The 14,625-nt window shown below is 63.8% G+C and carries 17 protein-coding genes; all 17 read right to left on the bottom strand.

Features of this window, described 5'->3' with window-relative positions:
* Position 1: 1 nt before the first annotated feature.
* Complete coding sequence (locus tag FLM21_RS12035; RefSeq protein ID WP_187359879.1) at positions 2-772, bottom strand: substrate-binding periplasmic protein; 771 nt, start codon at positions 770-772, stop codon at positions 2-4.
* 97 nt (positions 773-869) lie between these two features.
* On the bottom strand, positions 870-2,711 hold the full coding sequence (locus tag FLM21_RS12040) for a tyrosinase family protein (RefSeq protein WP_148715795.1): 1,842 nt from the start codon (positions 2,709-2,711) through the stop codon (positions 870-872).
* 224 nt (positions 2,712-2,935) lie between these two features.
* Positions 2,936-3,298 carry a gamma-glutamylcyclotransferase family protein gene (locus tag FLM21_RS12045; protein WP_148715796.1) on the bottom strand — a complete coding sequence of 121 codons (363 nt, stop codon included), beginning with the start codon at positions 3,296-3,298 and terminating at the stop codon, positions 2,936-2,938.
* 5 nt (positions 3,299-3,303) lie between these two features.
* Positions 3,304-4,713: an early set domain-containing protein gene (locus FLM21_RS12050; protein ID WP_187359880.1), complete on the bottom strand. Its 1,410-nt coding sequence runs from the start codon at positions 4,711-4,713 to the stop codon at positions 3,304-3,306.
* A gap of 54 nt (positions 4,714-4,767) precedes the next feature.
* Positions 4,768-6,453: a single-stranded-DNA-specific exonuclease RecJ gene (gene recJ / locus FLM21_RS12055; protein ID WP_148715798.1), complete on the bottom strand. Its 1,686-nt coding sequence runs from the start codon at positions 6,451-6,453 to the stop codon at positions 4,768-4,770.
* Positions 6,450-7,454 carry a hypothetical protein gene (locus FLM21_RS12060; RefSeq protein WP_148715799.1) on the bottom strand — a complete coding sequence of 335 codons (1,005 nt, stop codon included), beginning with the start codon at positions 7,452-7,454 and terminating at the stop codon, positions 6,450-6,452. Before FLM21_RS12060 ends, recJ begins: the two co-directional genes overlap by 4 nt.
* Positions 7,455-7,493: 39 nt before the next feature.
* A complete protein-coding gene (locus tag FLM21_RS21120; RefSeq protein WP_222846694.1) occupies positions 7,494-8,201 on the bottom strand; it encodes a PEP-CTERM sorting domain-containing protein in 708 nt (235 codons plus the stop codon).
* Between the two features lie 143 nt (positions 8,202-8,344).
* Positions 8,345-8,935 carry an SMC-Scp complex subunit ScpB gene (gene scpB / locus FLM21_RS12070; RefSeq protein WP_373281753.1) on the bottom strand — a complete coding sequence of 197 codons (591 nt, stop codon included), beginning with the start codon at positions 8,933-8,935 and terminating at the stop codon, positions 8,345-8,347.
* Entirely contained in the window at positions 8,932-9,777 is an 846-nt protein-coding gene (locus FLM21_RS12075; protein ID WP_148715800.1) for a segregation and condensation protein A, read from the bottom strand. The genes scpB and FLM21_RS12075 overlap by 4 nt, the downstream gene beginning before the upstream one ends.
* Positions 9,774-10,133: a hypothetical protein gene (locus FLM21_RS12080; protein WP_148715801.1), complete on the bottom strand. Its 360-nt coding sequence runs from the start codon at positions 10,131-10,133 to the stop codon at positions 9,774-9,776. Before FLM21_RS12080 ends, FLM21_RS12075 begins: the two co-directional genes overlap by 4 nt.
* A 12-nt stretch (positions 10,134-10,145) precedes the next feature.
* Positions 10,146-10,649 (bottom strand): GNAT family N-acetyltransferase, encoded by a 504-nt coding sequence (locus FLM21_RS12085; protein WP_148715802.1) that lies wholly within the window; start codon positions 10,647-10,649, stop codon positions 10,146-10,148.
* Between the two features lie 40 nt (positions 10,650-10,689).
* Positions 10,690-11,328 (bottom strand): site-2 protease family protein, encoded by a 639-nt coding sequence (locus tag FLM21_RS12090; protein ID WP_148715803.1) that lies wholly within the window; start codon positions 11,326-11,328, stop codon positions 10,690-10,692.
* A 67-nt stretch (positions 11,329-11,395) separates the two neighbouring features.
* On the bottom strand, positions 11,396-12,019 hold the full coding sequence (locus tag FLM21_RS12095; protein ID WP_148715804.1) for an L-threonylcarbamoyladenylate synthase: 624 nt from the start codon (positions 12,017-12,019) through the stop codon (positions 11,396-11,398).
* Between the two features lie 46 nt (positions 12,020-12,065).
* Positions 12,066-12,590 carry a dihydrofolate reductase family protein gene (locus FLM21_RS12100; RefSeq protein ID WP_148715805.1) on the bottom strand — a complete coding sequence of 175 codons (525 nt, stop codon included), beginning with the start codon at positions 12,588-12,590 and terminating at the stop codon, positions 12,066-12,068.
* Between the two features lie 28 nt (positions 12,591-12,618).
* Positions 12,619-13,455 (bottom strand): 3',5'-nucleoside bisphosphate phosphatase, encoded by an 837-nt coding sequence (locus tag FLM21_RS12105; RefSeq protein WP_148715806.1) that lies wholly within the window; start codon positions 13,453-13,455, stop codon positions 12,619-12,621.
* Positions 13,452-13,721, bottom strand: a complete 270-nt coding sequence (locus tag FLM21_RS12110) for a SemiSWEET transporter (RefSeq protein ID WP_148715807.1) — start codon at positions 13,719-13,721, stop codon at positions 13,452-13,454. The genes FLM21_RS12105 and FLM21_RS12110 overlap by 4 nt, the downstream gene beginning before the upstream one ends.
* Positions 13,718-14,596 (bottom strand): cysteine synthase CysM, encoded by an 879-nt coding sequence (cysM, locus tag FLM21_RS12115; RefSeq protein ID WP_148715808.1) that lies wholly within the window; start codon positions 14,594-14,596, stop codon positions 13,718-13,720. The genes FLM21_RS12110 and cysM overlap by 4 nt, the downstream gene beginning before the upstream one ends.
* Positions 14,597-14,625: the final 29 nt, after the last annotated feature.

The following is a 14,625-nucleotide window of genomic DNA, read 5'->3' on the forward strand; positions in this document are numbered from 1 at the left end:
GTTATTTCGCGGGCGGCTGCGCCAGGATGCGCTGGCGCGTCGCCGCGATCAGCCGCTCCAGCTCGCCGCTCAGTTGCATCTGCGAGAGTGCCTTGTCGAACGCCGCCACGATGGCGGCACCATCGGCGCGCTTGCGCGAAATCACCACGTGCATCGGCGCGCTCCAGTAGGCCTTGTCCGGGCAGGTGAGCCGAGCGCGTTGCGCAGCAGTCAGATGGCGCGACATCAGGTAGGGGCCGACTTCCGCATCGATGGGGAAAAGGTCGATCCGCCCGGCCAGCAGCTTTTTCAGGTTGGCCACATCGGACGGCGCATTGTCGGTATGCAGTTTGCCGGACTGCACGAGGCGATCGAAATCGCTTGAATAGAAATTGCCCAGCGTGGTGCCAATGCGATACGGCGTCAGATCCGTCAGCGCCTCCCAACGTACTTGGGCGCCGACGCGCTGGCAGAACACCATGCGCAACGACATCACCGGCGCGGTATACATCAGATCACGCTCGCGCTCCGGTGTCCTGGCCCAGCCGAAGCTGCCATCTACTGCACCTTGCCGTGGCGCTTCGATGGCCCGGTTGTTGGGCACATACTGCAACTCGACCGGATAGCCCGCGCGCTCGAATACGCGGACCACGGCCTCGGTCAGCATGCCCTTGGCTGGCAGCTGCTCGCCCATGAAGGGCGGGTACTCCTGCAGGGTGAGTGTAAGTGGTGCCGCTTGGCAAAACGCCGACAGCATTGCGCACGACACCGCCCAGCACCATTTCCAATTCATAGCCGCTCCCCTTTTGCCATTGAGCTTACAACCCAGGCTTAGGGAAAGACAGCCCATGCCGCCAGGCGTACGCCGATGGCATGGGCTGCTTGGCGGCTTACTGCTCCACCTCCAGGCGAATGCGGCCGACGGAAACGCGTGACTTCGAATTGAAGCGCTTCGTGATCGCGGCATCGCTGTCGTTGGTCAGGCCCGTGGAGGCTTCAACCAGGACCACTAACTGGCGCGGATCGTAGCCGGCATCCATCAACGACTGGACCGCGTGCGAAACCGGCAGGCGACGATTGTCCGGCGGCATCTCGTGGCCGGCATGGGCCGCCATCGCTTCGTCGGCGCCGAAGAAGCTCAGCGTTGCGGCATAGATCTTCAGCGAAGGTTTGCCGCGCGGTGCGAGATAAATCTCGAACTGCACGCCCGGTGCGCCCTTCACTGCGTAATCCTCCAGCACCAGGACGTAGTTGGCTCCTTGCGCCGGTGCGCGCAGTGGCTGTTTGCGCTGCTGTTGCTCCTTTGCAGTGGTGGCCGCCGGTTCTGCCAGGTTGAATGCGCTGCGCCGTTGCGTGAACTGCACATTGCGCGATGGTGCAACGCCGAGCTCACGGATCGGCCGCGTGGTTTTGCTTTCGGGCGCAGCCAACGTGGCAGCGCTAGTGGCCGCAGTAGAGCTGCTCGCCGTGCGCGCAGTGCCTGCTGGCGTCGGGGTGGGGACAGGGGCCGGCGTTGGCGTGAGGGTTGGCTGCGGGGTCGGAGTCGCAGGCGTCGGAGCAACCGGAGTTGGGGTGGGCGGTTTGGGGGTGGGCGTAGCCGGCTTCGGTGTCGGACTCGGCGTCAAGACTGGTGTCGGGCTGGGGGTGACGGTAGGCGTTGGAGTAACCGTCGGCGTGGGAATGGGCGTTGGTGTCGGTGTCGGCACCGGCGGCAAAGGATTGACCGAACAATTGGTCGTCTTGCTGTACCGATAGTCGATGGGGGAGTCGGGCCCCATGATCTGCTTTACCGACATCGTTTGTCGATTGCCGAGTTCGTCGATAAACACAAACGTTTTATCGAGCCAGGCCTTGTCGGTCGGATTTGACTGAGCCCCATAGCGCTGCATCCAGCAATCCCACAACCGATCAATATTGGCGTGGTGCGAGAAAAAAAGCGGGTCGTTCCCGGACACGGCCACCTTGCCCATGTAGGGTGCGTTGCAGCCGAAACCAATCGAGCAATGCGTGGAGCCGTGAGGGGTACTTTCCAATGTATTGGAAAAAGTCAGGAATACACCGGAAGACAATGCGCCATCCGGATTGGAACCACCACTATTGAGCTGGGATGTCCCTTCGTTGAGGCCAGCGGTACGCAGTGGACTGAACAGCGCGTTGTCCGCGACGCCAGAACGAGCCTGCGTGCCATAGGCTGCAGGCACCTTGCGTTCCAGCGGATTGATGTAGTCCCAATACGGCAGGGTCAAGTTCGGATCGCCGGATGCTTGCCGCAGCACGCGCTCGAAATAGTAGAGATACATGCGGTGCCACGGCAGGAACCAACGTGAATAGTGTTGGCACTTGGCCCACACTTCAGTCGCGAGGCCTGGCGGAGACGTCGGCGGAGTCTGATTGGTCAGCGACGCATAATAGGGTTGATACTGAGCCGGTGCCGCGGCCATCGCGGCCTCTACCGTTCCCGAAGTGGAGCCGGTGCCATAGTAGCCGTGCATCGCCGCCCAGTACTCCCAACTGGTGCGATATTCGGCCGAATCCTTGGGCGCGCTATTGCGCCGTTTCATTTCGGCCACGCCGCGGCGCAGCGATTCGACATGCTGCGGGTCGGACAGATATTCGGTAAAGGAATAGCGGACGCGTTCTACCGGCGGGTCCGCCTGCGCGGCGCCAATGCCAAAGACATATCCCAACGCCAGCGCAATGGGTGCCAGGTGGAAAGTACTGGTTTTCAACATGATTCTCCGGAATATGAGGCGGGAAGCGCTCTGTGTCGCTTTAACCCGGCCATTTTCTTTCTATTCTGGAGAAATTCAAGTAATTTCTTTTTCAGAAAATGTCAAAATATAATAATGATCTAATCAGGATTTAATCTCATCATGCTGGAACAGGCGGATTTGCTGATATTTCAACGGCATGCTGGCGCTGCGCCGCCAAGCGGAGATTGACGGCGAACGGCAAATCAACGGTCGGTTTCGATGAAACAACCGTTCGCAAGCAAACCGCCTTGCGGGGAGGAATGGAGGTACGCCCAGACAAGATGGAGGGTGCCGTGCCCATCGCGAACCGGGATCTGCTCGCGCCGGTAGTCGTCAGGATGGCCTTCCAGGGTGTCGAGGTTGCTCAAGGTGCTGTCGTCGATCGCATAGAGCTCACCGAGCACCGGATAGCGCGGTTCACGCACCAGAAAGGGATATTGATGTGCGTAAAGGCTGAACAGCGCTACGGTCTGTGCCTCACCCAAGCAGGTTGCGCCATCCAGCCAGCGATGGTTCCAGCCGCCCCGCTTGAGCGTGCCGTAGACGAACACCAGTTGCGATTGCATCGTCCTCAACGGCGGTTACGGGTTCCGCTGGTCAGGGTAGCCTCGTCCAGCAATTGATCGAGCGCGGCATCCGGTACCACAAAGCGGCCGCGTGTGGTTTCCTGCGGCGCGTTGGTGCTGGGAGGCGTGTCCGTTGCGGTGGATGACGGCGTAGCCGGCACGGCAGTGGGCTTGGCCATGGCGGGTTGGATCGCGGTCAGGAGATCAACGGCATCGCTCTTGCTGCACAGATCCTTCACGCACACTTCCACTCGCACCGGCTCGGTCTGCTCGACCAGCGCCAGCCGCGTTTCACCGCAATAGCTTGCCACGCTGACGCCAGCCAGCTTGGGATCGTTTTTCTGGCAACTGCGTACGTCGCTGCGCGCTTCGCCGATCACCGCGTCAGCCGGATCACGCAAGCTCCAGCGTTCTGGCATGGCGCTGAGAGCGGCTTGTGGCACAGACCATTGCAGCAACACCGTGTCCGGAGTGCTCGATTTGACCGTGACGATTGGTACGACTTCGCCCTGTGGCGGAAGCAGCACCTCTACCCGCGCCGGCCGGCTGGGGGTGCATTCAAGCTTGCTGCACAGCTTGACGGTCAGCGCATGCAAGCCCTGCGGCAAGCTGGCGAGTATCATTCGGCCGGACTGGCTGTTGGGAGTGGAATCAGTGAAGCTGGTGGACTCGAACAGGCGCCGATCACCGTCGTAAACCTGCCAATAGCTACCCGGCGTGCCCCACCACACATTCCACGCCAGCTCGATCGCCTCGCCGGTGGTGATCTGCGGCAGCCATTCCAGCTCAGGAGCGCTGGGCGGGCCGGACAGCTCATCACCACTCGTACCCTGCCCCACCCAAGTACTGGCCTTGATCGGCGTGCACAAAGGCTTGCCGTCGAGCCCTGCGTTGCATAGCCGAATTTCCAGCTCATGCCGCCCTTCAGCCAAATCGGTCAGCGTATAGACACCACTCTGGATCGCGACAAGCTGCACCTCGCCCACGCGCTCGGCCCCTTCGGCGCCACCTTGGTCCATGCGTCGCTGGGTGAACTGGCTGGTGCGCACGATGCGGTTGCCGTTGTCCCAGATTTCCCACCATTGTGCTGGCGTGCCAAAGCCGATGTCCCAGCCGATGATCAGGCGGTTGCTCTTGAGCTGCGGCGGCACCGGATCGAGCGCTGGCAGGATGGGAGCTTCTGCCGTCGGGGGTGGAAACTGCTCGCCGGGGTACTGGATGGCAGGCAAAGGCTGGATGGCCGGGTCATTGCTGGGACCGGGTTTGGGCGCTGCGATCGGTACGCAATCGAGCATGCCGGACGGCAGCGGCGTACATGCCATATCGCCGGTCTTCTCGGCTTCCGACGGCGTCATCAGCACGCCGAACGCTGGCGCCGCGAACAACGCGCTCAACAGCAGGGCCTTTGCCTTCATAAGCTCCATCCTATGTGTGCCGCGCTCTGTGGCGCCGCTGCCTGCTAGCCTACCTTACTCGCAGTGGTCGATCATCAACTGCAACATCCGTTCGCCCCGGAATTCGTTCACGCTGAGCGCAAACACCGCCTGGATATCGACCGGCAGCGGCTCAGCATGCTGGAAGCGCATCGCTTCGATCACCTGGCCATAGCGGTTGCGCAGCTTGAGCTTGAGATGACGCTCGCCGACCACCCTTTGTTCCAGCACCCGGAACGCATCGGCAAAGCGCGGCGCGGGAAAACCCTGCCCCCACACCTGCCGCTCCAGCGTCTCGGCCACATCCATCGCGTAGTCGCCGGCCTCAAGCCCGCCGTCGGTTTCGATCACCCGCGTCAGCGCTTCGGTCGGTAACAGCTCCGCACAAACGGTCTCGAACGCTGCGGCGAAGCGCTCGACATCACCCGGTCGCAGGCTGAGCCCAGCCGCCATGGCGTGACCGCCGAACTTGAGGATGAGCTCGGGATGACGCTTGGCAACCAGATCGAGTGCATCGCGCAGGTGCAGGCCCGGAATCGAGCGGCCTGATCCCTTGATTTCGGTATCGCTCGCCTCGGCAAAGACCAGCGTCGGCCGGTGAAAGCGATCCTTGACCCGGCTGGCGACGATACCGACCACGCCCTGGTGCCAATCCGGCCGGAACAAACAGATCGAATGACTGTGATCGACCGCCATGGTGGCGAGCACTGCCTCGGCTTCGTCACGCATGCCCGATTCGATCTCGCGCCGGGCGCGGTTCATCTGGTCGAGCTCGCGCGCCAGCGGCAGCGCAGCCGCTTCGTTGTCCGCCAGCAGACAGGCGATGCCCAGGCTCATGTCGTCGAGCCGGCCGGCCGCATTCAGGCGCGGCCCCAGCGTGAAGCCCAGATCGAAGCAGCTGGCCTTGAACGGGCTGCGTCCCGCGGCGTTGAACAGCGCCAATACGCCGGCACTCGCCCTGCCCGCGCGCATGCGCTTGAGGCCCTGCTCGACCAGGATGCGATTGTTGGCATCGAGCCGCACGACGTCGGCAACGGTACCCAGCGCAACCAGATCCAGCAGCTGCGCGAGATTGGGTTCGCCACCGGCTGCGAAACTACCACGCCGCCGCAGTTCGGCGCGCAGCGCCATCAGCACGTAGAACATCACGCCGACCCCCGCGAGGTGCTTGCTGGGAAAGCTGCAACCGGGCTGGTTGGGGTTGACGATGATGCAATCGGGCAAGGTTTCGCCCGGCAAGTGGTGATCGGTGACCAGCACGTCGATGCCGCGTGCGCGCGCGGCGGCCACGCCAGCGGTGCTGGCGATGCCGTTGTCGACGGTGACGATGAGGTGCGGTTTTTTCTGCGCTGCCAGAGCGACGATTTCCGGCGTCAGCCCATAGCCGTACTCGAAGCGATTGGGTACGACGAAGTCGACGATGGCGCCCATCAGGCCCAACCCCTTCACGGCGGTGGCGCAAGCGGTGGCGCCGTCGGCATCGTAGTCGGCCACGATCAGGATGCGTTCGTGGCGGGCAATGGCATCAGCCAGCCGCTCGGCTGCATCGGTGATGCCCTTGAGCTGCTGGAACGGTTGCAGGCGTGCCAGTTCGTAATCGAGCTCGTCCCGGCTGGCAATGCCGCGCGCGGCATAGAGCCGCGCTTCGAGCGACGACAGGCCGGCGGCACTCAGTTGCGCGGCGAGCGCATCGGGTACCGCGCGGGTACGGATCTGCGTCATGCGCCTGCGCTCCACGGCAGGCATGGCCGGCGCCAGAAACGCCAGCGGTCCGCCTGCCGCGCTTCAATCGCCAGCCCGAGTTCGGGAAAACTCAGCGCCAAGCGGGTGAGTGCACCGGCTTGCAAGTTGACGAGTAAGGGCGCGAACCAATCGCGCTCCAGCTGCAGCCAAGCCTCGCGCCAGGCATACGCATCGCCGTAACGCACCGCGGCCGCTAGCGCATCAAGTAGCACCATGCCGTTGGCGCTGAGCGCGCTGCCGCTGTCCGGTACTGGCTCCGCACGCCCTTTGCCTGCCGCAACCAGCGCCTGCACCAGCGCATCGTTGCTGTAAACGGTGTCGGCCGGCGCCTCGGGCTGCACTGGCAATGGCGTTGCGCCACCGCCCCATAGCCACAGGCTGTTGATCTGCGGCTTGCCGGTATCGAACCGGGCATCGTTCACCGGGTGGGTATAGAGCAACATCTGGATTTCATTGAGCAGCCGATGCCAGCGCAGCGCATCGGGCCCTTGCGGCAGCCAGCGATCGATATTGCGGCCGACCACCTCGCTCAGCGGCGTAGTGGCAAGTTGGGGGTCGGCCGGCATCTGCAGGTACCAGCGCGTCGGCGTCGGTGCCCACAGGGTCAGGCCATCCTCGGCGATCAGTGTGTTGATCGTTTTGGCGAGGGCGTCTGCTTCGTCCGAGCCGATATCGAGCAGGCTTGCGTCGGTCAGCAACAGTTCGTCGCGATTGGCGCGCAGGTGTACCGGGTCGGCGCGCAGCCAATAGCCCACCGGAGCGCCTGGCAGATCAGTCGTGAGGGTGAGCGGCGCCACCGGCAGCGTGTCAAGGCCAAAACGCTGCGCCAGCCAACGCTCCTTGCTGACCGGCTCGTGCCGGCTACGCCGCCCCCGGCCGAGCAGTTGACTCAGTGCAGGCAGGGCCAGATCGCGGGTTAGCTCGACAGTGGCGGCCTGATCCGGCCAGGCCGCATGGGGAATGACAAGGTGAAGATGCATGGCGCGAGTTTACCACGCACCCTCCCCTGAACCCGGCGCTCAGCGGTGCCTGCGCCGCCGCAGCAGTAGCGCCGCCAGTCCGCCTGCCATCAAGGCATACGTCGCAGGCTCCGGCACCGGCGAGACGGGGGCGAGGAAGGACAGCGTGATCTTGGGTACGCCGAGGCTCAGCGGATCATTGTCCGGACCATTGTCCGGGCCGAAGATGATGGAGCTGGCGTAAACAGAGACATCGGCAGCGGATAGCGCGGCAAAGGTGCCGACATGCTGGCCGGGATCCTGCCATTCATACTGATAGCCCGGCAATTGGCCCCAACCCCAGCAGATATAGCCTTCCGGATCGCATGTACCGTTAGTGATCGAGAGGGCAGCACTGGTAACTTGCCCAGGCAGGCGCAGGTTATAGCCCCCTTGCCACTTGAAGTCCGGGTCCCATTGCGAATAGCGGGCGTACACCGTCATCGGGCTGGATGAGAAGCTGGCGAGCTTCGCGCCGTCCGCAAGGCGAGCATTCAGGCGATAGTCGAAAAGCACCGCCTCACCCGCACCCACGCGATCCGGGATACCGGACAGCTCCAGCTCGAAGCGCTCATAGTGGCGATCATCGATCACCACGTGCTTGCTGCTGCCGCTGACCTGCACCGTGCTGTCCTGCAGATCCAGCCAACGGCTGTAATCGGTAAACCCGGCATGGCTGGCACCTGCATGCAGCAGACCCAACACTCCCAAGAAGTAGGAAGCTTTCATGACAACATCCTTTGCATACACGGAAAGCCACCATCTTCCTCGCCCTTTGTTTTGCTTTTGTAAACGGGAAGACAGCCGCTCGCGAAGGATGGATCAATGGTAGGGCTTCCCGACGTGGGGTCGGTTTTGCCGGCACAGGATGCTCAGCTGGCACCGTCGGGCAACACCAGATTGCCTAGTTCGGCGAGCGGTGGCAGGTCGGAAAGCGTTGCCAGGCCGAGATCGTCGAGGAAGGCGCGGGTAGTGGCCAGCAGCTCAGGGCGGCCCGGGACTTCCTTGTGGCCGACCACTTCGATCCAGTCTCTATCCTTCAACGCCTGAATGATGGTGCTCGCCACCGTCACGCCGCGGATTTCCTCGATCTCACCGCGCGTCACCGGTTGGCGATAGGCAATGATGGCCAGTGTTTCCATCACCGCACGCGAGTAGCGCGGTGGCTTTTCCGGGTTCAGTCGATCGAGGTAGGGCTGCATTTCCAGCCGGGCGCGAAAACGCCAGCCTGATGCCAGCTTCACCAGCTCCACACCGCGCCCATCCCAGTCACGCTGGATATCGGCAAGCAGCGCATTGAGCACCGCTGCGGCGGGCGGTGCCGGAAACAACTGCTTGAGCGTGGTGAGTGACATCGGCTCGGGCGCGACCAGCAGCGCGGTCTCCAGCACGCGCTTGGCGTGCTGGCGCTCGGCGTCGCTCAGTTTCTCCTCGGCGATGGCGTGTTCGGTCGGCAGGCTCACGCCCCTTCCTCCACCAGCGAGCCCACCCGTGCAACTTCGTTGCCCGCCAGACGCACATAGATCGGCACGAACCCTTCGTCCTGGCTGACGACGATGTGCTTTTCCTTCACCAGCTCCAGCACCGCGATAAAGGTGACCACCAGCATCGGCACGCCGCGCCCGGCATCGAACAACTGGTGGAATTCCAGGTAGCGACCACCGGCGAGCAGGCGCAGGATATGGCTCATCTGCTCGCGCACTGACAGCGCCTCCAGCTGCACCGTATGGTGCTGGCGGCGCTTGGCACGGGCGAGGATGGCATGCCAGGCCGCGCGCAGGTCGGCAGGGTTCACTTGTGGCAACACCACCACCGCCTCGCGTTCGAACAACACGGCCACCAGCTGGAAATCGCGCCCTGCCTGCGGCAGGCGATCGAGCTGGTACGCGGCCAGCTTGATCTGCTCGTATTCCAGCAGCCGGCGGACCAGCTCGGCGCGCGGATCGTGCTCTTCGCCATCACCGGTGCTTGCCGGCTTGGGCAGCAGCAGCCGCGACTTGATCTCGATCAGCATCGCCGCCATCAGCAGGTATTCGGCCGCGAGCTCCAGCCGCGAAACCTGCATCGCGTCCACATACTGCATGTACTGGGCAGTAACCGCCGCCATCGGGATATCGAGGATGTCGATGTTCTGCTTGCGGATCAGGTAGAGCAGCAGATCGAGCGGACCCTCGAACGATTCGAGCAGTACCCGTAGCGCATCGGGGGGAATATAGAGGTCGGCGGGCAACTCGTTGACCGGCTCGCCAAACACATGGGCCAGCACCGGGCTGGCCAGCGTCGCCGCCTCGACCGTGGCGTTCATCGTGCCTCGTCGTCCTGGCCCGGCAGGCGTATCGGTTCGGCTTTTTCGAGCCGCGGCACGCCATCGACCCGGGCCAGCAACATCAGCACGCCGAGCAACATCATCAACAGCGGCAGCAACACGCTCCAGCTCATTGCATAGAACTGGTGCACAAACACCGCCACGCCGCCGGAAATCAGCATCATGCCGGTGACCAGCGAGCGACCGCGCGTGCCCTCAAGCAGCAGCACCGCCACGCCAGCAACGATGAGGCCAAGCACAATGATCCAGCTCACCGCCGGCGCGATGTTGAGGCTGCTCACCAGCCAGCCGGCACCGATCACGATCAGGGCGACGGGAACGAGGGCATTGCGCAAGGAAATCTCCAGTCAGACTGCGGCGAATTCGGGAGCATACAGCACCACGCCGTTGCCGCCCGCCAATGCGCCGGGCACCAGTTCCAGCGCCATGAAATATTCGTCGGGCACATCATAGGCACAGGTCAGCCCGTATTCGCTGGCCGGCACGAAACCGAAACGACCGTAGTAGGCCGGATCGCCCAGCACCACCACTGCAGCGGTGCCGGCAGCCTGCAGCTCACGCAGCGCCTCACGGACCAGGGCGCTGCCCAAGCCCCGCCCTTGTACCTGAGGTGCGACGGCAATCGGTGCGAGCCCTTGCACTGCGCCCTCAGCGCCTGGCGCCTGCACCGGGGAGAACAGCACATGGCCGCAGACCTCCCCAGCCGCATCGCAAGCGACCAGCGACAACGCGGTATGACCGGCGTCGACCAGCGCCTCGACCAGATCCGCCTCTTCGACCCGGCCAAAGGCAGCACTGGTCACGGCATGGATCTGGGGGGCATCGATGGGGGTGGCAGGACGGATCAGCATCGGTGGCACATCCCTTTCAGGCTGCGGGCCAAGGTGTGCATCACACGTCGAGGCCGAACAGGCGATAGACCAGCAACATCAACGGTTGCATGATGCCGCCCAGTACCCCGGTTGCCAAGAGCACGATCAGGATGATCATGCCATAGGGTTCGACGCGGGCGATGCTGGCCGCCACCCGGGGCGGCAGGCTCAACACCAGGATGCGGCCGCCATCGAGCGGCGGTAAGGGCAGCAGGTTGAGGATCATCAACAGCACATTGATGATGATCCCTGCCTCGGCCATCAACTTCAGCGGCAACGAGAAATAGCTGCCCTGGGTGGCGAGCGCCAAATGCAACAACAGCAGCCAGCCCAGTGCCATCACGAGATTGGCAAGCGGGCCTGCCGCAGCCACCCAGCGGCCATGCTCACGTGGCTTGCGCAGCGCGCCGAAATGCACCGGCACCGGCTTGGCCCAGCCGAACAGGAAACCGCCCGGCAACAGCAAGCACAGCAACGGGACCAACACGGTGCCCAAAGGATCGACGTGCTTGAGCGGATTGAGTGTCATCCGCCCCATCAGGAAAGCGGTCGGATCACCGAAATGCTTGGCGGCAAAGGCGTGCGCGGCCTCGTGCAGCGTAATGGCGAACAGCACGGGCAAGGCCCAGATGCAGATCTGCTGGATCAGGGATTCCATGGGAACTCAACGAAAGTGACGGGCCTGACTGCGACCAGAACGGGGGGCAACAAGTGCCCGCTGCGGCTCACAACCCGAACACCGCCGCGCTGCCCTTGCCCTGGCGCAGGATTTCCGGCGCGTCGCTGGAGAGGTCGACCACCGTGGTCGGCTCCATGCCGCAATAGCCGCCCTCGATCACCAGTTCGACGTCGTGCTCCAGGCGTTCGCGGATTTCCCAGGCGTCGGTGAGCGGATAATCCTCGCCCGGCAGCAACAGCGTGCTCGACAGCATCGGCGAGCCCATCTCCTCCAGCAGCGCCAGCGCCACCGGGTGATCCGGCACGCGCAGACCGATGGTTTGCTTCTTGGGGTGCCATACCCGGCGCGGCACTTCCTTGGTCGCGAGCAGGATGAAGGTATAGCTGCCCGGTGTCGCGGCCTTCAGCCGACGGAACTGCTGATTGTCGACCCGCGCATAGGTGCCGAGCTCGGAGAGGTCGCGGCAAGCCAGCGTGAAGTGGTGCTTGTCGTCGAGCTGACGGATGCGACGGATACGCTCCAGCGCATCCTTGTTGTCGAGGCAGCAGCCGAGCGCGTAACAGGAGTCGGTCGGATAGACCACGAGCCCGCCCTTACGGATGATCTCGACGGCCTGTTTGATCAGCCGTGGCTGCGGGTTTTCCGGGTGGATGGAGAAGAATTGGGACATGACGACAGTTTAACGCGATTTGCCGCCCGCTTCCCGCCAGCGGCGGCTAGCCGCAGGTGTATCGCAACTGCACCAGGCCGTCGGGATAGCGCTTGCAATCGGTCAGCACCAGGCGCTGCGGATCTATGCCGGAGAACAGTGCGATGCCCGAACCCAGCAGCACCGGCACCACGGTGAGGATCAGCGCGTCGACGAGGCCCGCGGCCATCCAGTCCTGCACGACATTGGCGCCGCCAACCAACCATACATGGCGGGCGCCTTCCGCCTGCAGCCGCGCCAGCAGTGCCGCTGGCTCATCGGCGATGGCGGTCACGCCGGCTGGCACGGCATCGAGTTCGCGGTGGGTATAGACGTAGACCGGCTTGCCGGCATAAGGCCAGTCGCCGAAGCCCTGCGCCAGGGTATAGGTGGTGCGGCCCATCACCAGCGCATCGACGTCGGCGTAGAAATCCGCGTAGCCGTAGTCCTCACCTTCCGGCGAGATCTGCGGCAGCCAGTCCAGCCCGCCGTCCACACCAGCGATATGGCCATCCAGCGAAGTGGCGATATACAGCGTGACCTTGGGTCGCATGCGCGCTCCTGTGTGTTGAACGGTCAAACTAGGACAGCCAGCGCGCCCACACCGGCTGGCAGCCGATCGGCAGGTCGCCGTTGAGGCCCGGTTCGCGGGCGCCCTCGCCAGTGGCGTGGTAATCGGTACCGACCGAGGCCAGCAGTTCGAATTCCTGTGCCAGCCGGCTAAAACGGCCAACATCGGCAGCGCCATGGCAGCCGGACACCACTTCGATCCCCTCACCGCCCAGTCGCTTGAATTCGGTCAGCAGCACGCGCAGCGTCTCGTTGCCCATTTCATAGCGCCCCGGGTGCGCCAGCACCGCCACGCCACCGGCGTCGCGTATCCAGTCGATGGCCTCATGCAGCCGTGCCCATTCGTGATCGACAAAGCCCGGTTTGCCGCGCACCAGAAAGCGCTTGAACACGCTCTTGGTGTCCTTGGCGGCACCGATCTCGACCAGGTAGCGGGCAAAGTGGGTACGGCTGATCATTTCCGGGTTGTCGGCGTATTTGCGCGCGCCGGCGATCACGTTCTCCAGCCCGACCCGCGCCAGCGAATCGCTCATCGCCTGAGCCCGCGCATCGCGCCCTGCGCGCACGCCGGCGAGCCCCGCCTTCAACGCAGGATGCGCCGGATCGAAGCCGAGCCCGACGATGTGCAGCGTATGCTTGCCCCAACTCACCGAAATCTCGACGCCGGAAACGAAGCGCATGCCGTGCAGCGCCGCCTCGTCGGCGGCTTCGGCCAGCCCGCGCGTGTCGTCATGATCGGTCAGCGCGAACAGTTGGCAGCCACGTTCCGCCGCCTTGCGCGTCACCTCGCGCGGCGGCAGCAGGCCATCCGAGGCATTCGAGTGGCAATGCAGATCGACCGGCGTCATGCCGCCTGCCTGATGCCAAAACGCAGCTTCATCACCAGTACCGAGCCGGCCAGCAGCAGCGTGATGAGGTTGGGCACGATCACCGGCCACGAGCCGATGGCGATGCCGAAGGCCAGCCATAGCACGATGCCGGAAACGAACAGGCTGTACATGCCGAGCGAGATGTCGGCGACGGAACGTGTCTTCCACACCTGGATCACCTGCGGCAGGAAGGACACCGTGGTACAAAAGCCGGCGATATAGCCGACAAGGTCGGCAGCATTCATGCAGGGAACACTCCGGTAGACAGGTAGCGATCGCCCCGATCGCACACGATGGAGACAATCACCGCATTCTCCACCTCGTTCGATAGCTTGAGCGCAGCGGCCAGCGCACCGCCCGACGAGATGCCGGCGAAGATACCCTCCTCGCGCGCCAGCCGCCGAGTCATCTCCTCGGCCTCGGGCTGACCCACTTCCATCACGCGGTCGATCTCGGAGAAATCGCAGATCGCCGGCACGTATTCGACCGGCCACTTGCGAATGCCCGGAATCGCCGCGCCATCCATGGGCTGCACACCGACGATCTCGATCGCCGGGTTCATTTCCTTCAGATAGCGGCCGGTGCCCATGATGGTGCCGGTGGTGCCCATGCTGGAGACGAAGTGGGTGATCTTGCCCGCGGTATCGCGCCAGATTTCCGGACCGGTCCCTTCATAGTGCGCCAGTGGATTGTCCGGATTGGCGAACTGGTCGAGCACCAACCCCTTGCCCTCGGCCACCATCGCGGTGGCCAGGTCGCGTGCCACTTCCATGCCCTCGACCAGGATCACGTCGGCGCCGAAGGCCTTCATCGTCTGCACCCGTTCCAGACTGGAGTTGCGCGGCATGATCAACACCATGCGATAGCCCATCATCGCCGCAGCCATTGCCAGCGCGATGCCTGTGTTGCCGCTGGTAGCCTCGATCAGTGTGTCGCCCGGCTTGATGGTGCCCCGTGCCTCGGCGTGCCGAATCATCGACAGGGCGGGCCTATCCTTGACCGAGCCGGCGGGGTTGTTGCCCTCGAGCTTCACCAGCACCACATTGGACGTATCGCCCGGCAGGCGCTTGAGGCGGACGAGGGGGGTGTTGCCGACGAAGTCTTCGAGGTAGTGATACATGCGTTTGGCTTCTGAAAGGATGGCCGATT

Source organism: Chitinolyticbacter meiyuanensis (genome assembly GCF_008033135.1).
GTDB lineage: Bacteria > Pseudomonadota > Gammaproteobacteria > Burkholderiales > Chitinibacteraceae > Chitinolyticbacter > Chitinolyticbacter meiyuanensis.

Coding starts and splice junctions, on each gene's coding strand:
- FLM21_RS12035 (WP_187359879.1), bottom strand. CDS start 772: ATGAATTGGAAATGGTGCTGGGCGGTGTCGTGCGCAATGCTGTCGGCG.
- recJ (WP_148715798.1), bottom strand. CDS start 6,453: ATGACGCAGATCCGTACCCGCGCGGTACCCGATGCGCTCGCCGCGCAA.
- FLM21_RS12085 (WP_148715802.1), bottom strand. CDS start 10,649: ATGCTGATCCGTCCTGCCACCCCCATCGATGCCCCCCAGATCCATGCC.
- FLM21_RS12095 (WP_148715804.1), bottom strand. CDS start 12,019: ATGTCCCAATTCTTCTCCATCCACCCGGAAAACCCGCAGCCACGGCTG.
- cysM (WP_148715808.1), bottom strand. CDS start 14,596: ATGTATCACTACCTCGAAGACTTCGTCGGCAACACCCCCCTCGTCCGC.
- FLM21_RS12105 (WP_148715806.1), bottom strand. CDS start 13,455: ATGACGCCGGTCGATCTGCATTGCCACTCGAATGCCTCGGATGGCCTG.
- FLM21_RS12060 (WP_148715799.1), bottom strand. CDS start 7,454: ATGCATCTTCACCTTGTCATTCCCCATGCGGCCTGGCCGGATCAGGCC.
- FLM21_RS12040 (WP_148715795.1), bottom strand. CDS start 2,711: ATGTTGAAAACCAGTACTTTCCACCTGGCACCCATTGCGCTGGCGTTG.
- FLM21_RS12075 (WP_148715800.1), bottom strand. CDS start 9,777: ATGAACGCCACGGTCGAGGCGGCGACGCTGGCCAGCCCGGTGCTGGCC.
- FLM21_RS12110 (WP_148715807.1), bottom strand. CDS start 13,721: ATGAATGCTGCCGACCTTGTCGGCTATATCGCCGGCTTTTGTACCACG.
- FLM21_RS12090 (WP_148715803.1), bottom strand. CDS start 11,328: ATGGAATCCCTGATCCAGCAGATCTGCATCTGGGCCTTGCCCGTGCTG.
- FLM21_RS21120 (WP_222846694.1), bottom strand. CDS start 8,201: ATGAAAGCTTCCTACTTCTTGGGAGTGTTGGGTCTGCTGCATGCAGGT.
- FLM21_RS12050 (WP_187359880.1), bottom strand. CDS start 4,713: ATGAAGGCAAAGGCCCTGCTGTTGAGCGCGTTGTTCGCGGCGCCAGCG.
- FLM21_RS12045 (WP_148715796.1), bottom strand. CDS start 3,298: ATGCAATCGCAACTGGTGTTCGTCTACGGCACGCTCAAGCGGGGCGGC.
- FLM21_RS12100 (WP_148715805.1), bottom strand. CDS start 12,590: ATGCGACCCAAGGTCACGCTGTATATCGCCACTTCGCTGGATGGCCAT.